The organism is Dysgonomonas sp. 511 (genome assembly GCF_010501105.1).
Classification (GTDB): domain Bacteria; phylum Bacteroidota; class Bacteroidia; order Bacteroidales; family Dysgonomonadaceae; genus Dysgonomonas.
Window position 1 is genome coordinate 57649 of the sequence record NZ_QVMQ01000008.1, and the last position, 19417, is coordinate 77065.

Sequence of the window (19417 nt, forward strand, 5' to 3'; positions counted from 1 at the left end):
TTCATGCGTTTGCCCTGGTGGCAGTTACTAAGTATTGCTGCAAAAATTTGCTACTTTTAAAACTGAAAATATATAAACGGTTGAGGCCCGCTCGATGCCGTAGCAAATATCATCCAGAATATCAGTCCGGCAATAAGTGCTTTTACGAACAAAGGCGTACTGATAAAGCCCGCTTTCAGCTTATTTACAAAATTCTCAGGCAGGAAGTGCATTACATACCCTATTACCACCAGTATAAATACATTCTGGTAGCCTTCGAGTATCGCCCACCATTCGTTTGGTGCAAATGTCAGTTGCCCGATATTGGAGATCACATTACCTGCCAGTTCGAAGCTGCCTGCCCGGAAGAATATCCAGCAAAACGCTACGAAATGGAATGTTAGCAGGATACAGATAATACGCGTCAGGCGGTTGTCCGGTACTTTGATAAACTGTTTGAAGAAACGCTCGACAACAAGCAACAGCCCATGCAATCCGCCCCATATCACAAATTTCCACGAAGCACCATGCCAAAGCCCGCCGATGAGCATAGTCATAAACAAGTTGAAATACGTTCTGAATTTGCCCTTACGGTTTCCCCCCATCGAGATATACAAATAGTCGCGAAGCCACGACGACAATGATATATGCCAGCGACGCCAAAACTCGGTTATCGACTGCGACTTGTATGGAGTGAGAAAGTTGGGCGGTATCTTAAAGCCCATCAGCAGCGAAAGTCCTATCGCCATATCCGAATAACCCGAGAAATCGCAGTATATCTGCAAGGTATAGCCGTAAACAGCCATCAGGTTCTCGAACGAGGTATAACTCATCGGCGAATCGAATACACGGTCGACAAAGTTGACGGATATATAATCGGATATAATTGCTTTCTTTATCAGCCCAATAAGTATCAAAAACATAGCCATTCCAAACTCTTCCTTTGTCAGTCCGAGCTTGTTTTTCATCTGTGGCAAAAAATCTTTTGCCCTAATGATAGGCCCCGCCACCAATTTAGGGAAAAAAGCTATATAGAAGCAGAAGTCGAGCAACGAGTCGGCAGGTTTCATCTCCCTGCGATAAAGGTCTACGGCATAGCTTATAGCCTCGAAAACAAAGAAGGATATACCTATCGGCAGAATGATATTCTGAAACGAGAGGTCGCCATGAAATATCGCATTTATATTGTCGATAAGGAAATTGGTGTACTTAAAGTAGGCAAGCATCAGCAGGTTGCCCACTATAATCAGTATGAGGTATGCCTTTTGTGTCGATTGCCTTTCTGAATTGTACATCCTTACAGCAAGCAGATGCGTGGCTACAGCGCAAATGACGAGCAGCACAAAGTAATTGAGGGAAAAATAATATCCGAACAAGTTGATATCCATCGTATCGCCCCCTGCCAGATAATAGAAGTAGAGGGAAAATACGATAAGGTATATCTTGCGGAAAGTATCGTGATTTTTACTCAGCACATATACAGTATATACTACAAGGAAAAACCCAAGGAAAAAGGCACTGTTGAACAACAGCCGATGATCGGGGTTGAACACGAAATAGGGTGTTATGTCGTCGATAAGTTTCCCGATGAAGTCGGGTAAATAAAAATTGCTAAGGTCGTCAAGTAGTGTTTTCAATTTTCCCTGTTTTTCTTAAAATTAGTATAAGCGTCGATAAAGTCGGATGCAAAAAGCTGTCCCTGAGCCGAATATCCCCCTGCTGTATAATGCACCTTGTCGCGGGCTATCATGCGGGCATATTCTCCCTTTGCCGATATGCCCGATGCCCCTCCCATGCGGGTATATAAGTCCCATACAGGCAGGTAGGTCAAGCCCATGAGGGCAATACTATAATCGGATATATAGGTGTTGGTGCGCCCACGGCGAAACATCGACGGTGGCGGTGTCATTACCAGCACTATTGCATCTTTGTTCAGTTTTTTTATTTCGTCTACAAATTGTTTCAACTGGAATATGTAATCCGAATCGGATATTTTGCCGAAAGATTCGTTTGTCCCGAAAGACAGGATGATAAGGTCGGGCTGCAAGATTGGCAGCTGCTTGAAAAACAATGGATATTTGGCATAATCCGTTATCTTAGCTCCGTTTACGCCTATCGAGTGATAAATAACGCCCGGGTGGTTGTTTTCTACCACAAAACCATTGAGGTTGTACATAGCCTGTTTTTGTGCAGGCAATATTGTCACCCTCTCTATAAGGGTATCCGATGTGAAAGATGAATAATATGGTTTCGAAACCAGGTCTGTATATTCCAGGCTGTCTTTCTCTATGTTCGATTTAGCAGCTTTGGCCGGCACTACTTTTGTCCTTACAGGTATTTTAAGCCTTCGTCCCGGATGAATTGTATTCGAGCGCAATCCGTTGGCTTTCTTTATCTGGGCTACTCCGACCTTGTATTTGCGGCTGATAGACGAAAGGCTTTCGCCGCTTCTTACCTTATGCGATTTGTAACCCGAAGCCGTAACGCTACCTGCTGCTGATTCGCTGACCAGAGCGTCGGCCGTTACCGAAACCTTATACTGTGGTTCTATGGTAGGGTAGATTATCTTTACGGTATTGAACTCGTAGCCGTCTGTCGGTGACAATTGCAAGATAAAATCTTCGGCAGACGTATAAAGTGCTATGCCGCTCAGCCCCATACCTACATCTGCCACAGGCGACACATTAAGCAGGCTGTGCCATCCCGCATTGCTGGTATAGCGTACAAAACGTGGCCCATTGGTACCAATCAACCTGTAGGGAAAAGAGAAGCCAACCCCACCATTGCCAAATTTCTGCTGCAAAGCCTGGCGTATAGCATTGGTAAAAAAATCAGCCTGGATGTGTGAGTCGCCGATATGCACGATATTCACCTTGCCCTGCTTATTTTTTTCCAGCTTGAGCAATTTGTCGAAAAGCGGGTTAAGCAAGGCCTGGTTGCTAAAAATATTACCGTCGTCTTTTAAGTCTCCAGGTCTTTCGTGAGAATATATGGCAGCAGCACAAAGTATGTGCAGCAATATGCTTATAACAATTGTTTTGCGAATAAAATTCATTAATTATTGTCCCTCTCCGTCTTTTGCATCTATTGTGGTTTTTGGTGCTACTTTATATTTTGCATAGCCGTAACCTATTTCGTTGTATATCATTTTTGCAATTCTTTTCGAGCCCGACCCCGTAAAATGCGTGTAGTCTTTTCCGGCTTGCCCCTTGCTCACCCATTGCGGCATAGAGCCGTTTCCACCCATCAGTTCATACAGGTTTATAAAGCCTGACGAGGTTTTGCGGGCATAGTTGCGCTGGGCCCTTGCCAGTGCAGGCACGGCTGGGTCTGTTTGCATTACACCGTCTATTTTCGACGATTTGTCGGCTGTGGATATAACCAGTATGTCGGCATTCGGAAAACATTCCCTCAGGTTCTTAATGACAGTGGTCATGCTTTTTTCGTACCATCCGTAGTTGAGTGAGCCATATCCCAGAACATTTGCTCCATAATGCAGTATAATCAGGTCGTAATTCAATTCTTCGTCGAATGCGTTCATCAGCGAAGGGTTGAGTATCGACAGTGGCAAGCCTGAATTTCCGCGTGTAGAGAAATTATCGACATGCACCCCTTTACCGTCATCGAAGTTGAAGCCATAGATGGGAATAGAATCTGCTTTGTTGAAATTCACTTGCAGCGACTTGGGATCGAACGATGCCAGTTGCAACGAGTTGAGCAGTTTCGATGGTGTCAGTGTTTTAGAGTATGCAGCTTCTTTATCGGCTGTTACTGTCACCGATCCCCTGCCATTCTTCGAACTACCGTAAAACAAAGTAGGATTGTTCAGAAGGGGCGAATGTGGGCGCGACTGGGCTTTATATCTTACCCAGTACGATTGCGATGGGTCTTTGGCAAAAAACACCTGCCCGTCGATGCCGAAAGGCCTGTCGGGTTTCTTCACCTTGAGGAAAGTTTGCGAATACCAGTTTTTGGAATATTGGTGCGATACCGAAGCTCTTGCTCCGGCCGAAAGCGAGGATATGGAAACAAAGCCTACACCCTGCCCGCCATAATCTTCCTGAAAGGCATCGCGCACATCCTGCACGATAAAGTCGCCATCGTTCATCGAGTCGCCAAAATAGGCTACACGCACAGTAGTGGTGCTATCTTTTTCCAGTTTGTTCAATTTGGCATAGAAGCGCGAAAGATTCTTGTATCCGTCGGCTTTGAGTATGGGATTGAGACTTTCGTCTACTTCTTCCACCATTTTTGCCCCCACAGTATCAGTAGGTTCGGCAATGATGTTTACTGTAGTATCTGCCTGTGCCTGTATGGCAAGGCTGTCCATTACTATATTGTTTGTATTTGCTGTTTTTTCAGGGAACAGGCGTTCGGGAAGAATTTCCTTGAATGCAAGGAAAGCTAGGGTAGCAAGGAGTAGAAAAAGTATGGTTTTTCCAAAATAAGAGCTTTCTGTTATATTCACAACCACTTTTTGTTAATATTTTTTCTGTATAATGAGTTCATGTGTAAAAAAGATATACAAAGCTAGGTACTTTTCTTTAAAATAAATACAGACCGACGATTATTTTATCAATATTTTGCTTTTGCTGTTATATGTTTGATTTCTAAGCTAAATACCGATGTCCTCTCCCATGATTTATCCATGTATTTTTCGCCTAGTTCTTCGTATCCTTCCGAATATTTAGCAACCAGCAACCTGAGCCCTTTCCGCTTTTCTTCGTCTGGCAGATCGAGGCAGGCTTTGCCGAATACGATAACGCTCTCGTAGAGGGTGGTAAACTGGCTGGCAACGGGCTTAGTGATACCAACTACGCAAAACGATATCTTATTGTTTTGTTTCATCATATCCAGTTTTTGCCCTTCGGGTGCGCAATGGAAATAGAGCTTATTACTTTCGGTATCGTAGGCATAACTTATAGGTAAGCCATAGCCATATCCGCTTTCGGATGTGCCAAGGCTAAGGAAACCGTATTCGGAATCTTTCAATAGTTCTTCGATACGGTTTTCATCTTCCAATATTCTGTTTTGGCGGCGTACTGGTCTGAACATTTTTCTTGTTTTATTTGGCTGATTATTATGCAAAATGTTGACAATAAGAGATCAACATAAATGTAACTATTCCAGCCAATAGCATAATATATACAGGCGTATAATATTCTTTCTTATCTTCCCGCAAATACTTACGACGGCAATAACCATATAAAAACACTCCGCAGCAAGCCCCTGTTCCAAATAAGACAGGAGATATGAGAAACAGTCCTTCATATTCCATATCCCCTTTGGCAATGCCGACAAGAGGAAGTTGTATAATCAATACAGAGAAAATAATAGACAGAAGTTTAAGCGTATGATACCCTAATTTGATAAACGACATATCCGGAACAGTTTGCTTACCAATAATCGTTTCTGGCTTTTCCCCTCGGGCGTTTCACCCCTTCTATCGGAAAACCTATAACAAAGCTGTTGGTGTAATGGTGTGTCTGTATATCATGTACTTTGGTCTGATACCACGAACCCAGATAGCCTACCCTTATCGTATATTTATTTATGGGAATATCTACCGTGAAATAGTTACGCAAAGCGCGCTGATTGTGTAATGATGCAAAATTGACTATGCCAACTGAGTTTCCCAGCGAGATTTCGTAATACGATTGCCCGAAACGCGGCGAAAACAGCATGCCTATAAACGGAGTGTCTAACTGCCAGCGCAAGGCAAACCATTTGAACTTATAGGAGGCAATAACCGACAGGTTGAGATTGGTATAGGCTCGTGCCGATGCGGGATTATTACCGTTGCGCTCGCTGTATAGGACACCTGCATTTACATCCCACAATCCACCTGCACCAATGCGCAAATTATTGTCGCTATAGATACGATAATGCCCACCAATTCGGTAATTGGCAAGAAACCAGTATTCGGTAGCATTCTTTGCAGGGTTGTCGCCCTGTGCGTATTCGACTTCGAATACTTGCTGCTTGTAAAACCGATAATTGAACCACGTAGTACGGCGCATTTGCTCATACATCAGTCGAACAGAAAAGCCTTTGTATTGTAACGGCGACAGGTATGTGTCGTACATATTTGCCGAACCGACAGAGGCTGTTATTGCATTGTTGGTAGTCAATGGCGGGCAAGGCAATGTGGCTAATTGAAAATCAGATGTTGAGGTAGGAGTGATTACTATAGTATCCGTTTTATAGATATAAACCGTATCCACTTTATTCTGTGCAGATAATCCGCACAAAAGAAACAAACCTGCAAGAATGAACAGGCAACTAGTCTTCACCCTCCTCTTCGTCATCTTTAAATAATGATTTTTGTCCTGTTATTTCGTCTATAATATCGGATATAGGTCTGTCTTCGTCGCCGTCTTCATCGTCTATCTGTACTTCGAATTTTTTTTCCTCTTCTTCGGGTTCGGGAAAACGAGTAGGTTCAAGCTCTTTTATCTCGGCAATTTCGAAAGTAGAAAGGCGTTTTCCTTTAGCCTTGAAGCCTTTGACTGCAATAAATTCTTCGGCATCTATATCCAAAGCTTCGCGATAATCGTCGCGCCCGCCGAATTTGACTCCGATACGCGGATATACGGTATCTGTAAGTATTTCGAGACGTGAATCGGGATTCTCTCCCAAGAAGTTTTGCTTTTTAGCCGAAGCTTCGAACGTAAACCGTTTGAGGTACATATATTTCTGGTCGGCATCGTAAAGTACTGCCGTCCAGTTCTTGTTTGCATTAAATTTCTCGATACGGATTATTCCCTGTTCGTAGTGATTGGTCACCTCGAACGATGTAGTATAAAAATCTCCATTCTTGTGGACTACCAATATCTGGTCGTCGCTCTGGAATTCACCCAAATACGTGCCGCGTTCGTCGTAATTGAGGCGCAACACATCGAAGTCGAACCATACCTTGCGCCCACCTAGCGTAGAGCCGCCTTTTTGCTTCAATGATATTTTGTGTACTTCTGCTTTAGTGAGGATATTACCCATCGACTGACGGCCTTTTATGGCTATTTCGCTAAAGTCTTTTTCGAATACGAGTATCTTCTGGCGTGGTTTTGGTTTCAGTATCACGCGGATGGTTTCGGCTTCACCGTTCGGGTTGGCGCTGAAATAGAGGATGCGCGAACCGTCTGTGCCCTGCGTAACATCATACTCCTTGTCGCGGGTAATACCTGTAACAGCAAAGCGTTTAATATAGGATGCAGCAGTAGTACCCTTTCCATTGCGGTAGACGGCATTGTAGATAGTACGTTTGTCGTTGCGACGGAATACATTAAGATACAGTATATTCTTGCCGACAAACATCTTGTCGCTCACGCGTACAACTTTGTATTTTCCGTCTTTGAAGAAAATGATAATATCGTCGATATCGGAACAATTAGCTACAAACTCGTCTTTTTTGAGCGACGTGCCGATAAAGCCTTCTTCGCGGTTGATATATAATTTCTGGTTGGCTTCTACCACTTTGGTTACTTCTATGGTGTCGAAGCTGCGTATTTCGGTCTTGCGCGGATAAGCCTTTCCGTATTTTTCCTTCAACATTACATACCACGAAATAGTATAGTCTACAATGTTTTCTATGTTGTGGCTTATTTCTTCTATTTCGGCTTTGTATCGTGCGATCAATTCGTCTGCCTTGTCGGAGTTGAATTTGAGGATGCGCCCCATCTTTATCTCCATCAGCTTGAGGATATCCTCACGGGTAACCTCACGGATAAAGTTTTTGGCAAATTTGGCAAGACGCTTGTCGATATGCTCGATAGCGATATCCATGTTTGCCGCATTTTCAAACTCCTTATCCTTATAGATACGCTCTTCGATAAATATCTTTTCGAGAGATGAAAAATGCAGAGCTTCCTGTATTTCCCTTCTCTGTATCTCCAGTTCGAGTTGCAACAGGCGTTGTGTGTTGTCGGTCGTGTCGCGCAATATGCGGCTAGCCGACAGGAAGTAAGGTTTATTATCCTCTATCACACAGCAGTTTGGCGATATACTTATCTCGCAATCGGTAAAAGCATAGAGGGCGTCTATCGTCTTGTCTGACGACACCCCTGCTGCCAGATGTACATGGATTTCTACGTTTTGTGCCGTAATATCGTCTACCTTGCGTATCTTTATCTTGCCTTTGTCGTTTGCTTTCAGTATCGATTCTACTACCGATGATGAAGTACGTCCGTATGGGATATCGCTAATAACAAGTGTTTTATTATCGAGTTTCGATATCTTGGCACGTACCTTTACCGAACCTCCCCGCTCACCGTCATTGTATTTGCTGACGTCGATATATCCGCCTGTCTGAAAATCGGGATATAATGTAAAATCTTCACCCTGCAAATAGGCAACGGCGGCATCGCAAAGCTCGTTGAAGTTGTGAGGAAGTATTTTCGACGACAAGCCCACAGCAATACCCTCGGCTCCCTGCGCCAATACAAGAGGGAATTTAACAGGCAAAGCAATAGGTTCCTTATTACGCCCATCGTACGAAGGTTTCCATTCTGTAATTTTAGGGTTGAACAATATTTCGAGAGCAAATTTCGATAATCGAGCTTCGATGTAACGCGGAGCTGCCGCCCCGTCGCCGGTAAAAATATTACCCCAGTTACCCTGGCAATCGACCAATAAGTCTTTTTGCCCCAGCTGCACAAGTGCATCGCCAATAGATGCGTCGCCGTGCGGGTGAAACTGCATGGTATGTCCAATGATATTGGCCACCTTATTGTAGCGTCCATCGTCCATACGCTTCATGGAATGGAGTATGCGCCGCTGAACGGGTTTCAGGCCATCGGCGATGTGCGGCACGGCACGTTCGAGAATTACATAAGAGGCATAGTCGAGAAACCAGCCCTGAAACATACCCGATAGGTGCAATTGGTTATCGCCTCCGTCTTTGACAGGGACTTTGTAGTCGGAATGTGAAGTTGAATCAACAGAATCGGTTTCTTCTGCAGACTCCGGTTCTTTTAAATTTTCTGGTTCGTCGATAATATCTTCGGGGAGCATGTGTAAAATTTGATATTCTTATATAATATTCAAAACAAGCCCAAAGATAGTTTTTTTCAGTGGAATTTCAAAATGGAAATTGGCTGCCGGATCGCCCTCGAAAGGACAGGGCCGTTAAGTTCTTCGCATTTTTTTCATTACATATCCTTTGTCGTATTACGACAGAGAAGTAATAACCGGGACTTAACAGCCCTATCCCTCCTGGAGGTACAGATTTTATATAGAAAGTATCTTCAACGTCCTCATCAAGTCTTCCTGAAAAGGCTTGTTTTTCTTAATCGCTTTCGAGAATGGCACATAAACAATGTTGTCGTTTTGAATGCCGATCATCACATTGCGTTGGTCGTCGAGCAAAGCATCTACCGCAGCTGCACCCATACGGCTAGCCAGAATGCGGTCGTTGGCAGTAGGCGATCCTCCACGTTGTACGTGCCCCAAGATGGTTACGCGTACATCATATTGAGGAAATTCGTTCTTCACACGTTCGGCCTGTGCCATCGCACCTCCCGTTATATCGCCTTCGGTAACAAGTACGAGGCTGCTGTTTTTACTTTTGCGGAAACCGTTGGAAATCAAGTCTCCCAACTGGTCTTGCTGGAACGACATTTCGGGTATGATTGCAGCTTCTGCTCCCGATGCAATAGCACCATTCAGGGCAAGGAAACCACATTCGCGCCCCATGACTTCGATGAAGAACAGGCGTTCGTGCGAACTGGCTGTATCGCGGATTTTATCCACAGCTTCCATGATGGTATTCAGCGCAGTATCGTAACCGATTGTAAGATCTGTACCCATCAGGTCGTTGTCGATAGTACCCGGAAGTCCTACGACCGGAAAATCGTATTCCTGAGCGAATATACGCGCTCCGGTAAGCGAACCGTCGCCACCGATAACCACCAAAGCGTCGATGCCTTCGCGCACAAGTGCTTCGTGGGCAACCTTACGGCCTTCGGGTGTTTGAAATTCTTTGCAGCGGGCAGTCTTAAGCACTGTTCCGCCTTGTTGTATAATATTACTTACGCTGTTCGACTTGAAAGGAACTATTTCGTCGGAAATAAGCCCTCTGTAGCCGCGCATAATACCTTTTACTTCTATACCACTATAAATAGCTGCACGGGTTACTGCACGTATTGCCGCATTCATTCCCGGAGCATCGCCTCCCGAAGTCAAAATCCCGATACATTTAATATTCGCCATAGTTTATATAATTTAAAATTATAAGTTTTATGTATTTGTTTCCTTGCTTTTTACTTCAATAATTCATTTCGAATTACAAAATATCACCCATTTTGTGTATATGAATCAAAAAAGTCAATATTTCGAGTGTTCTACTTTCACTCCTTCATTTGAATTGAAGATGCAAAAGTAAAAATAAAATTAATGAACAACTACGTAAAATTGGTAAAACAACTAATTTTATCAAATTTTCACCCGATATTAACCAATCCTTCACCGCCCCTTATTTCGTTTATACGGGTTTCTACATCTTCCATCTGCCAACGCGGGGTGGATGTGGCTCCGCAAATACCTATAGAAGCGGTGATGTTGAGTGTTTTAGGGTCGATGTCGTCGGGCGTGGTGACAAAATACGAATTGGGATTGTATTTCTTACATTCGGCAAACAGTACTTTCCCATTCGAACTTTTTTCGCCTGCCACAAAAAATATGATATCGTGCTTCTGTGCAAATTCTTTGATATTGGGGATACGGTTCGACACCTGCCGGCAGATGGTATCGAAATATTCGAACCGTGCATCGCCCTGCATACGGCTTTCGATGATGTCGATAATTTCCTGAAAACCATCGAGCGGCTTGGTGGTTTGCGAAAACAGGCAAATATTGCGCGAGAAGTCGAGCTTGTCGAGGTCTTCTTTCTTCTCTATTACAATGGCCTCGGATTGTGTTTGCCCGATCAACCCGATTACTTCGGCATGGCCTTTTTTTCCGTAGATAACTATCTGTGTATTATTATCTTTTTCCTTATCGTACTTGTCGTGTATCTTCTTTTGCAGGCGAAGTACTACGGGGCACGAAGCGTCTATTATCTCTATATTGTTTTGGCGGGCAATCTCGTATGTCGAAGGCGGCTCGCCGTGTGCGCGAAGCAGTACCCGCACGTTTTTCAAAGCTGCAAACTGTTCGTGGTTGATTGTCCTCAGACCTAGTTTTTCGAGGCGGTCTACCTCCAGGTTGTTGTGCACTATATCGCCCAGGCAATAGAGTGTACCTCCTTTTGCCAGTTCTTCTTCGGCTTTTTTTATGGCGTTGACCACCCCGAAGCAGAAACCTGATTTCAGATCTATTTCAATGTTGCTCATCTGTTGTTGTTATTTGTTTGAACTTGTCTATCAACCATTGCATTTGTTGGTCAATGGTCATATGCGAGTTGTCGAGAACAAGGGCATCGTCAGCTTGGCGGAGGGGTGCTTCCTCACGTGTCTGATCCATATGGTCCCGGGCTTTCAAGTTTTCGAGGACTTCCTCGTATGTCGTTTTTGTATCTCCCTTACTTTTCAGTTCGTCGTAACGTCTTTGAGCGCGTATGTCGGCATCGGCTGTTACAAACACCTTCATTTCGGCTTCGGGGAAAACCACGGTGCCTATATCGCGCCCGTCCATCACGATGCCTTTTGCCTTGCCCATTTCCTGCTGCAAGGCTACCATTGCATGACGCACAAAGGGTATAGCACTTACGCGGCTTACCAATCCCGATACTTCCATGCTGCGTATTTTTGCTTCTACATTTTCGCCGTTGAGGTATGTTTCGGGTAGGCCTTCGCTGTTGAGGTGAAAATCTATCTTTATATTGTTTATTTCGTTGTGCAGGCGGCCTTCATCCAGATTCTTGTCATTATCGAACAGTCTGTGCATGATACAATAAAGAGTTACGGCGCGGTACATGGCTCCACTGTCGATGTAGATATAGCCTACTGCGCGGGCAAGGCTTTTTGCCATCGTACTTTTGCCATTCGATGAGAAACCGTCTATTGCTACAACTATCTTTTTCATAATTTGTTTCTTCGTGTTATAAACAAGTATTGTGCAATACAAGTTTTGTTTATTAATATTTTAATTCTTTTTTGGTTAAACGGATAAATCTAATGGACGTCAGTAGGAAGAAGATGAAAGAACGTTTTTATATATCATTTCAAATACTGATTCGCGTTTATGTTCTTTCCCTTTTGAAGATATTTATTCAATCTTTTTCGGAAAAATGAGATGGAATAAAAATGCGGTTATACCACAAATTGTATAAATATCTATCAGTCCAAAAGTAAAAAATGGGTTCAAAAGTATATAACTTAAATTTATATCTTTAAATATTAGCGATAAAATGGAAATGATAGCAGAGGAAACTATCAGTATAAAAAATATATCAAGATATTTTGTATTAGTCTTCTTCTTTCTTTTATTGCGATAAAAGAAGAAAACAAGCGCAAGAAGGGTTGATAAAATAACGAGTCGCAACAAAAAAAATACATTTAGCACAGATGTGGAAGCTACTCCTGTATTAAAAGTTGGTCTAAACTCAAGAACATTAGGGATTATTATAAATACATCACCTACGTAATATTTATTAATAACCATTATTGTTACTAATTCGACAAGAACCAAAACAACAATCCACAATATTATTTTCTTTATATCCATGTTGTCAATTTTTCAATATCTCTACATTGTAACCGATAAACAGCCCGCTTTCTATCACTCCGGTTATATTCTTTATTTTCTTTTCCATCAGCGGGTCTATATTGTCGAACCACGCATCGAGCACAAAATTGCCGTTTTCGGTGATTACTGGTCCGTCTTTGCCCTTAGCCATACGAAGCGTTATATCTCTTGCGCCCAGAGCTTCGAGTTGCTGCTCCACATAGACCAGCGATTGGGGAAATACTTCTACGGGAACGGGAAACTTCTCGCCCAGACGGCCGACAAATTTAGACTGATCGACTATGATAAATGTCTTTTTACTATTGCATATCAATAGCTTCTCTTTGAACATTGCTCCTCCCCTGCCCTTTATCAAACTTTGTTGGGGGTCTACCTCGTCGGCTCCGTCGAATGTCCAGTCGGGTGTCTTTTCCCAAAGGGTGGTTTGGCGAAGCCCCAGCTGCACACAGGTCATAGATATTTCGTGCGAGGCGGGTATGATTTCTATGTCGAGATTTTCGCGCTTCACCTTTTCGGCAATGGCAAGCATTGCCACATATACCGTAGAGCCCGAACCGGCGCCTATTACCTGCCCATCGCGCATCATATTGGCTATGAGGAGGGCTACACGCTCTTTGCGTTCGCGGTTGGTAATATCAGCAGACCATTGCAGGCGGCTAATGACAGTGTTGATTTGTTTCATAAAACTGCTTTTAAAAACAAGTTTCAAATTTACGCTTTATTCTGCAAATGACCGCGATATTTAAGAGCCTGTTTAATTTTTTACCACAGAGTAAAAAGTCAAGATGAGTTCTATATTGATATTATCGCCGCAAGCCTATTATTCTTCCACGAAATTTTCAGCAAGCACTTCGCGATAAACATCCAGTATGTTCGACTTGGATATGAAGCCTAGATACACATCGTTTTCGTCTATCACCGGCAGGTTCCAGGCCTTTGTGCCATCGAAACGTTTCATAATCTCCTCCATTGTCATTCCCACAACTATGGTTGCCGGCGGCGAGGTCATAAAGCGCGATACATGAAAACGGTTGTATAGTTCGGGGCGGAACATTATATTCCGTATATTGTCTATGAGTACAATGCCCAGAAATCGTTTCTTATCGTCTAATACGGGGAAAACATTACGCGACGAACGTGAAATGACTTTGACCATATCACCCAGGCTCATTTCGGGATTTATTGCTTGAAAATTGGTTTCTATCAGTTTTTCAATATCCATCAATGTCAATACTGCTTTGTCTTTCTGGTGCGTTATCAATTCACCTTTCTTAGCCAGACGCATAGAGTATATGCTATGTGGTTCGAAAAGCTTGATTACTACATACGATGATATGGAAACGATCATTAATGGTAGTAAAAGCTCGTATCCACCTGTCAGTTCTGCGATAAGGAATGTGCCTGTCAGTGGCGCATGCATTACTCCTGCCATCACTCCCGCCATACCCATCAATGCAAAGTTTTCTTCCGGAAGCAGGGGTATATATGTGGCGAAACCCGAATGATTGAGGCCGAATGCAAATATAAACCCGGCTATACATCCAAGGAAAAGAGAAGGTGCGAATATACCACCGGTTCCGCCAGCACCATTAGTCGCACTGGAGGCAAAAACTTTCATCAGCAATACTCCCGACAGGAATATTATGATAGTCCATCTATAATCCTGAAATTTATAAAATACACTATTGTCGATTAGCGTACCAAAATCGCCGGAGCCGCTAATCAGCGCATTTATCGTATCGTATCCTTCGCCATAAAGCGGAGGGAGCAGGAAGATAAGGATGCTCAGTATAGTTGCGCCTATAGCGAATTTGGGCCAGTAAGTAAGTTTGCGGAACTGGTTTTCGAACCATCCCATAGCACGGGTAAAGTACAGTGATACCAATCCGCAGAATATACCTAAAAGTATGACATATGGTATGCGTTCGAGCAGGAAACTATCGGTATGGGCATAGGTAAACATAGATGTAGTACCCATTGTGAGATACGAAAGGGTAGCCGCTGTAACTGAGGTAACCAGAAGTGGCAGAACGGTAAAGGTGGTAAGGTCGAGCAGTAACACTTCGACCACGAAAACCAAACCTGCAATCGGTGCTTTAAATATCCCTGCAATTGCACCGGCAGCACCACAGCCGATAAGCAGCATAAGGTATTTTTGTTCTACTTTGAAAAAACGCCCCAGATTGGAACCTATAGCCGATCCTGTAAGCACAATCGGAGCCTCGGCTCCTACCGATCCCCCAAATCCGATGGTGATAGAACTGGCTACGATAGAGGTATAAACATTATGTAATTTTATAAAGCTTTTCTTCTGCGAAATGGCATAAAGTATCTTCGTTACCCCGTGGCTGATATCATCGCGAACCACATATCTTACAAAAAGCCCGGCTATGAGTATGCCTATTGCCGGATAAATAAGGTACATATAGTTAGCACCTTCGGTAAGGAAAGGGGATGTGAGTATCTTTTGGATGAGATGGATAAGGCTCTTGAGTATATATGCTGCCAATGCCGTGAATATCCCGATAAGGAAACTCACAAACAATACCATTTGCTTTTCTTTTACATTTTTGGTTTTCCAGACAAGGAAATTATTGTATAGTTTTCTGAATGACATTTCTTTTTGAATTGAACCTCCAAAAATATAAAAAATAAAGCATATTATGAAAATATTAAGAGCCTGTTTAAATTTTAGCGAAAATATTTCTTATAGGTTCTTTAGTACAGTTCTTAGCAACTTTTTTATGCTCTTTTTAGCGTATTTTCCACATTTTCCTCTCGGTTTAGCCCGCTAAACCAGCGAGCAAAATACGTAAAATCCATCTAATAATAGCTATAAAAAAGATTTGCTATAAAATTTAAACAGGCTCTAAAAAAATGTTGCTGTTAAAAAACAAAAGGCGGAACATGTGATTGCTCCGCCTCTGTTAATTATATAGGAACGTTATTCTTTAATATAATTTAGAAGCCAGTCGCCGACTTCCGATGTCGAATAAGCTTTTCCTCCCTGTGCAATATCTTCTGTCACTACTCCGGCGTCCATCGAAGCATCTACAGCTTTGCGGATAAGCGCCCCTTCTTCGTGAAGTTCGAACGCGTATTCGAACATTAGTGCTGCCGACAGTACGGTTGCCAGTGGGTTGGCTATGTTCTTGCCTGCTGCCTGCGGATAAGAACCGTGTATCGGTTCGAATACAGATGTATGTATCCCGATTGAAGCAGAAGGAAGCATTCCCAGCGAACCGGTTATTACAGAAGCCTCGTCGGTAAGGATGTCGCCGAACAGGTTTTCGGTAACAAGTACATCGAAACGCTTAGGCCATTGTATGATCTGCATAGCAGCATTGTCTACAAACATATATTCTGTTTCTACATCAGGATACTGTTTTTCCACTTCCTGAGCTACCTGACGCCACAGGCGTGATGTAGCCAGTACATTAGCCTTGTCTACTACCGTAACTTTCTTACGGCGAAGACGGGCATATTTATAAGAAAGATGGAGGATGCGTTCTACTTCTTCACGTGTGTAAACACAAGTGTCGTAAGCTGTATTGCCATCTTCGCTCCGTCCTTGCGGGCGTCCGAAATACAGGCCACCTGTAAGCTCGCGGATACACATAAAATCTGCTCCGTCAACCAAGTCGGCACGGAGTGGTGATTTATGTATCAACGAGGGGAAAGTAGATACCGGACGGATGTTGGCATATAGCCCCAGTTTTTTACGCATGGCGAGCAAGCCTTGTTCGGGACGCACTTTAGCCGAGGGGTCGTTGTCATATTTAGGGTCTCCTATGGCTCCGAATAAGACAGCATCGGACGACATACACAACTCGTGTGTACCATCGGGATATGGGTTTCCTACTTGGTCGATGGCAGAAGCTCCAACGAGGGCATATTCGTAGGTCAGGTCGTGTCCGAATTTTTCACAAACGGCTTCTGTTATTCTCAATGCCTGGCTTATTATCTCAGGCCCTATCCCGTCGCCGGGAAGTACAGCAATGTTTAAATTCATTAGTTGTCAACTTTTAGCTTATAGCTCATAGCTATTTGCACAATTAGATATTCTTATTTCCTGTTTTTTTCACGCTTAAATATACAAATTTCCTGTAAATTGGCATATACGTATATACCTGAATAGAGTATTGGTTTACATATCCTCTATTATATTCAGCATCTTTTCGGTAGCCTTCACAGCAGCTTCCGTCTGGTCGGCATCCAGCCCCCTTGTCTTAAAGGTCTTGCCTTTAAATTCCCATGTGATAACTGTTTGCACCAAAGCATCGGTACGCCCGCCGGGCGGAATGTACACGGCATAGTTGGTAAGAGTAGGAGTAGGTTTATCCAGGCGCGTGTATATTTTGTAGAGAGCCTTGGAAAAAGCATGATATTGTCCGTCGCCCGGAGCTGTCCACTCATATTCCTGTCCGTCTATCTCTACTTTGACTGTAGCTGTCGGGCGCAATCCTTTGGTCAGGACAAAGGCAAAAGAAAGTATCTTGATACGGTCTTCTTTCTCATTGTTTTTAAGTACATCGGCTATGATGTATGGAAGGTCGTCCTGCGTGATGATTTCTTTTTTGTCTCCCAACTCTATGACACGGGTGGTAACTTTTGCCATTTCCGTTTCATCGAGTTCTATGCCCAACGCCTCAATATTTTTCCTGATATTAGACTTTCCTGAGAGTTTTCCTAAAGCATATTCGCGAATACGCCCGAAACGTTCGGGAAACAAATCGTTGAAATACAGATTGTTTTTGTTGTCGCCATCGGCATGGATGCCTGCGCATTGTGTAAACACATTATCGCCAACAATCGGTTGGTTGGAAGAAATAGCCTGACCGGAAAATGATTCGACTACACGGCTTACCTTATTTATTTTCTGCTCCTTGATAGATGTTTCAAGGTTCAGCTGATCGTGAAATACGGCTACGACACTGGCTAAGGATGCGTTTCCGGCACGCTCGCCCAATCCGTTGACAGTTACATGTACACCTTTAACGCCTACTTCGGCCGCTACCATCGTATTAGCCACAGCAAGATCGTAGTCGTTGTGAGCATGGAAATCGAAATGCAAATTGGGATACCGGTTTATCATCCTGCGGCAACAACGCCATACACTATGAGGATTGAGTATTCCTAACGTATCGGGAAGCATAAACCGCTTGATAGGCAAATCTTTCAGGCCTTCCATCAAAAAATAGACATAATCTTCGGAGTGAATGATACCATTCGACCAGTCTTCGAGATAAAGATTGACTGTAACACCCATTTTATGAGCCAGTTCTACTTCATATCTTATGTCTTTAAGATGTTCGTCGGGCGTTTTGCGCAACTGCTCGGTAACGTGTTTGTACGATCCTTTTGTAAGCAGGTTTATGGTTTTGCATCCGGCATCTTTTATCCATTGCAGCGAAGCTCCTTTGTCTATAAAGCCGAGTATTTCCACTTTCTCTATATGCCCTGCCGATGCAGCCCAGTTGGCAATCTTCTTTACGGTATCAAATTCCCCTTGCGATACGCGTGCCGATGCTACCTCTATGCGGTCGACACCAAGGTCTTCGAGCAAGAGGTGGGCTATGCTCAGTTTCTCTTTTGTAGAGAAAGATACTCCTGATGTTTGTTCCCCGTCGCGCAGGGTGGTATCCATTATTTCGATCATAGTTCAATTAGCAGATTAGTAAATTAGCATATTAGCAAATTCAAGAATTAGTAAAAATAAACTCAATTTGCTAATATGCTAATTTTCAAATTTTCGAATTAACTTCATATTTCTCTGTCAGGTCTTTCTTTGATAGTAGGTAATCTATATCATCGAGCCCCTTGAGCAGGCATTCTTTCTTATATGGGTTTATTTCGAAGTTTTCCGATTTGCCTGTTGCATTATTTGTTATCGTTTGCTTTTCGAGATTGATAGTCAGTGTTGCTTTAGGGTCGGCATTTACGCTTGCAAATATTTCTGCCAGAAATTCAGGTGAAACTATAACTGGCAAGACCCCATTGTTCAGAGCATTGTTCCTGAAAATATCGGCAAAGAAACTTGATACTACGGCTCTGAAACCATATCCACCTACTGCCCATGCAGCATGTTCGCGGCTCGAACCGCTACCGAAATTTTTGCCGGCTACAAGTATCTGTCCGCTATACGTAGGGTTGTTTAATACGAAATCTGCCTTAGGGCTGCCATCTTTATTGTAGCGCCAGTCGGCAAAGAGGTTGTTTCCGAATCCTTCTTTGTCTGTAGCTTTCAGGAAGCGTGCAGGTATGATTTGGTCTGTATCCACATTCTCGATAGGAAGCGGAACGTATGTTGATGTTAGTGTTTCGAATTTTTCCATAATGTTAATTTGTAAATTAGCGAATTAGCATATTAGCAAATTAAATTCTTTAATTTTCAAATTTGCTGATTATTTTGATTTTGCTGTTCCGATAATTTTGTTGATAATCTTTTGTATAATTTTTATATCTTCTAATAACTGAGGTGAAAAAGGATAATTTTCTGAGTTTTCACATAAAAGTAACCAGTACTCAGTTTCATCCGCCTCTTTTGCTGCAATCTTCAATTTATGGATAAAATCTTGTTTGCTTTCTCCATTTTGGGCTTCTCTTACGTTTGCCCCAATAGAAGTTCCACTTTTTAATAATTGATTTGCAACTATATATTTTCTTTCCCGTTCCAGTGTTTCTGCAAAAACGATGATGTCTAAAGCAAATTTAAAAGATAAGTCAACTATTATATTTCCTGTTTCTCTCATTTATT

At 42.9% G+C, this 19417-nt stretch carries 17 protein-coding genes; all 17 read right to left on the reverse strand.

All coding sequences use genetic code 11. The annotated features are described in order from the left end of the window. Positions 1 to 56 precede the first annotated feature (56 nt). Positions 57 to 1616, reverse strand: coding sequence for an MBOAT family protein (locus D0T57_RS04835; RefSeq protein ID WP_163271438.1), 1560 nt, complete (start codon positions 1614 to 1616; stop codon positions 57 to 59). Next, complete coding sequence (locus tag D0T57_RS04840) at positions 1613 to 3034, reverse strand: LysM peptidoglycan-binding domain-containing protein (RefSeq protein ID WP_163271440.1); 1422 nt, start codon at positions 3032 to 3034, stop codon at positions 1613 to 1615. Before D0T57_RS04840 ends, D0T57_RS04835 begins: the two co-directional genes overlap by 4 nt. A gap of 3 nt (positions 3035 to 3037) precedes the next feature. After that, positions 3038 to 4447, reverse strand: coding sequence for a hypothetical protein (locus D0T57_RS04845; RefSeq protein WP_255490500.1), 1410 nt, complete (start codon positions 4445 to 4447; stop codon positions 3038 to 3040). 107 nt (positions 4448 to 4554) lie between these two features. Continuing rightward, entirely contained in the window at positions 4555 to 5034 is a 480-nt protein-coding gene (locus D0T57_RS04850; RefSeq protein ID WP_163271444.1) for a pyridoxamine 5'-phosphate oxidase family protein, read from the reverse strand. 25 nt (positions 5035 to 5059) lie between these two features. Further along, complete coding sequence (locus tag D0T57_RS04855; RefSeq protein WP_163271446.1) at positions 5060 to 5359, reverse strand: hypothetical protein; 300 nt, start codon at positions 5357 to 5359, stop codon at positions 5060 to 5062. A gap of 16 nt (positions 5360 to 5375) precedes the next feature. Continuing rightward, complete coding sequence (locus tag D0T57_RS04860) at positions 5376 to 6287, reverse strand: DUF3316 domain-containing protein (RefSeq protein ID WP_163271448.1); 912 nt, start codon at positions 6285 to 6287, stop codon at positions 5376 to 5378. After that, positions 6262 to 8988 (reverse strand): DNA gyrase/topoisomerase IV subunit A, encoded by a 2727-nt coding sequence (locus D0T57_RS04865; protein ID WP_163271450.1) that lies wholly within the window; start codon positions 8986 to 8988, stop codon positions 6262 to 6264. Before D0T57_RS04865 ends, D0T57_RS04860 begins: the two co-directional genes overlap by 26 nt. Positions 8989 to 9204: 216 nt before the next feature. Beyond that, on the reverse strand, positions 9205 to 10185 hold the full coding sequence (gene pfkA / locus D0T57_RS04870; protein ID WP_163271452.1) for a 6-phosphofructokinase: 981 nt from the start codon (positions 10183 to 10185) through the stop codon (positions 9205 to 9207). 230 nt (positions 10186 to 10415) lie between these two features. Further along, the gene (locus D0T57_RS04875) at positions 10416 to 11306 is read right to left on the reverse strand and encodes a 4-hydroxy-3-methylbut-2-enyl diphosphate reductase (protein WP_163271454.1); all 891 of its coding nucleotides are present in this window, start codon (positions 11304 to 11306) and stop codon (positions 10416 to 10418) included. After that, complete coding sequence (gene cmk, locus D0T57_RS04880) at positions 11293 to 11997, reverse strand: (d)CMP kinase (RefSeq protein ID WP_163271456.1); 705 nt, start codon at positions 11995 to 11997, stop codon at positions 11293 to 11295. The genes D0T57_RS04875 and cmk overlap by 14 nt, the downstream gene beginning before the upstream one ends. Before the next feature lie 183 nt (positions 11998 to 12180). Further along, on the reverse strand, positions 12181 to 12639 hold the full coding sequence (locus tag D0T57_RS04885; protein WP_163271458.1) for a hypothetical protein: 459 nt from the start codon (positions 12637 to 12639) through the stop codon (positions 12181 to 12183). Between the two features lie 4 nt (positions 12640 to 12643). Continuing rightward, a complete protein-coding gene (gene rpiA, locus D0T57_RS04890; protein WP_163271460.1) occupies positions 12644 to 13342 on the reverse strand; it encodes a ribose 5-phosphate isomerase A in 699 nt (232 codons plus the stop codon). A 138-nt stretch (positions 13343 to 13480) separates the two neighbouring features. Then, the gene (locus tag D0T57_RS04895) at positions 13481 to 15277 is read right to left on the reverse strand and encodes a chloride channel protein (RefSeq protein ID WP_163271462.1); all 1797 of its coding nucleotides are present in this window, start codon (positions 15275 to 15277) and stop codon (positions 13481 to 13483) included. A 327-nt stretch (positions 15278 to 15604) separates the two neighbouring features. Next, complete coding sequence (gene leuB / locus D0T57_RS04900; RefSeq protein WP_163271464.1) at positions 15605 to 16672, reverse strand: 3-isopropylmalate dehydrogenase; 1068 nt, start codon at positions 16670 to 16672, stop codon at positions 15605 to 15607. Positions 16673 to 16807: 135 nt separating this feature from the next. Then, entirely contained in the window at positions 16808 to 18319 is a 1512-nt protein-coding gene (locus tag D0T57_RS04905; protein WP_163271466.1) for an alpha-isopropylmalate synthase regulatory domain-containing protein, read from the reverse strand. An 85-nt stretch (positions 18320 to 18404) separates the two neighbouring features. After that, positions 18405 to 18998 carry a 3-isopropylmalate dehydratase small subunit gene (gene leuD / locus D0T57_RS04910; protein WP_368666901.1) on the reverse strand — a complete coding sequence of 198 codons (594 nt, stop codon included), beginning with the start codon at positions 18996 to 18998 and terminating at the stop codon, positions 18405 to 18407. 66 nt (positions 18999 to 19064) lie between these two features. Then, the gene (locus tag D0T57_RS04915) at positions 19065 to 19412 is read right to left on the reverse strand and encodes a four helix bundle protein (protein ID WP_163271470.1); all 348 of its coding nucleotides are present in this window, start codon (positions 19410 to 19412) and stop codon (positions 19065 to 19067) included. Positions 19413 to 19417: the final 5 nt, after the last annotated feature.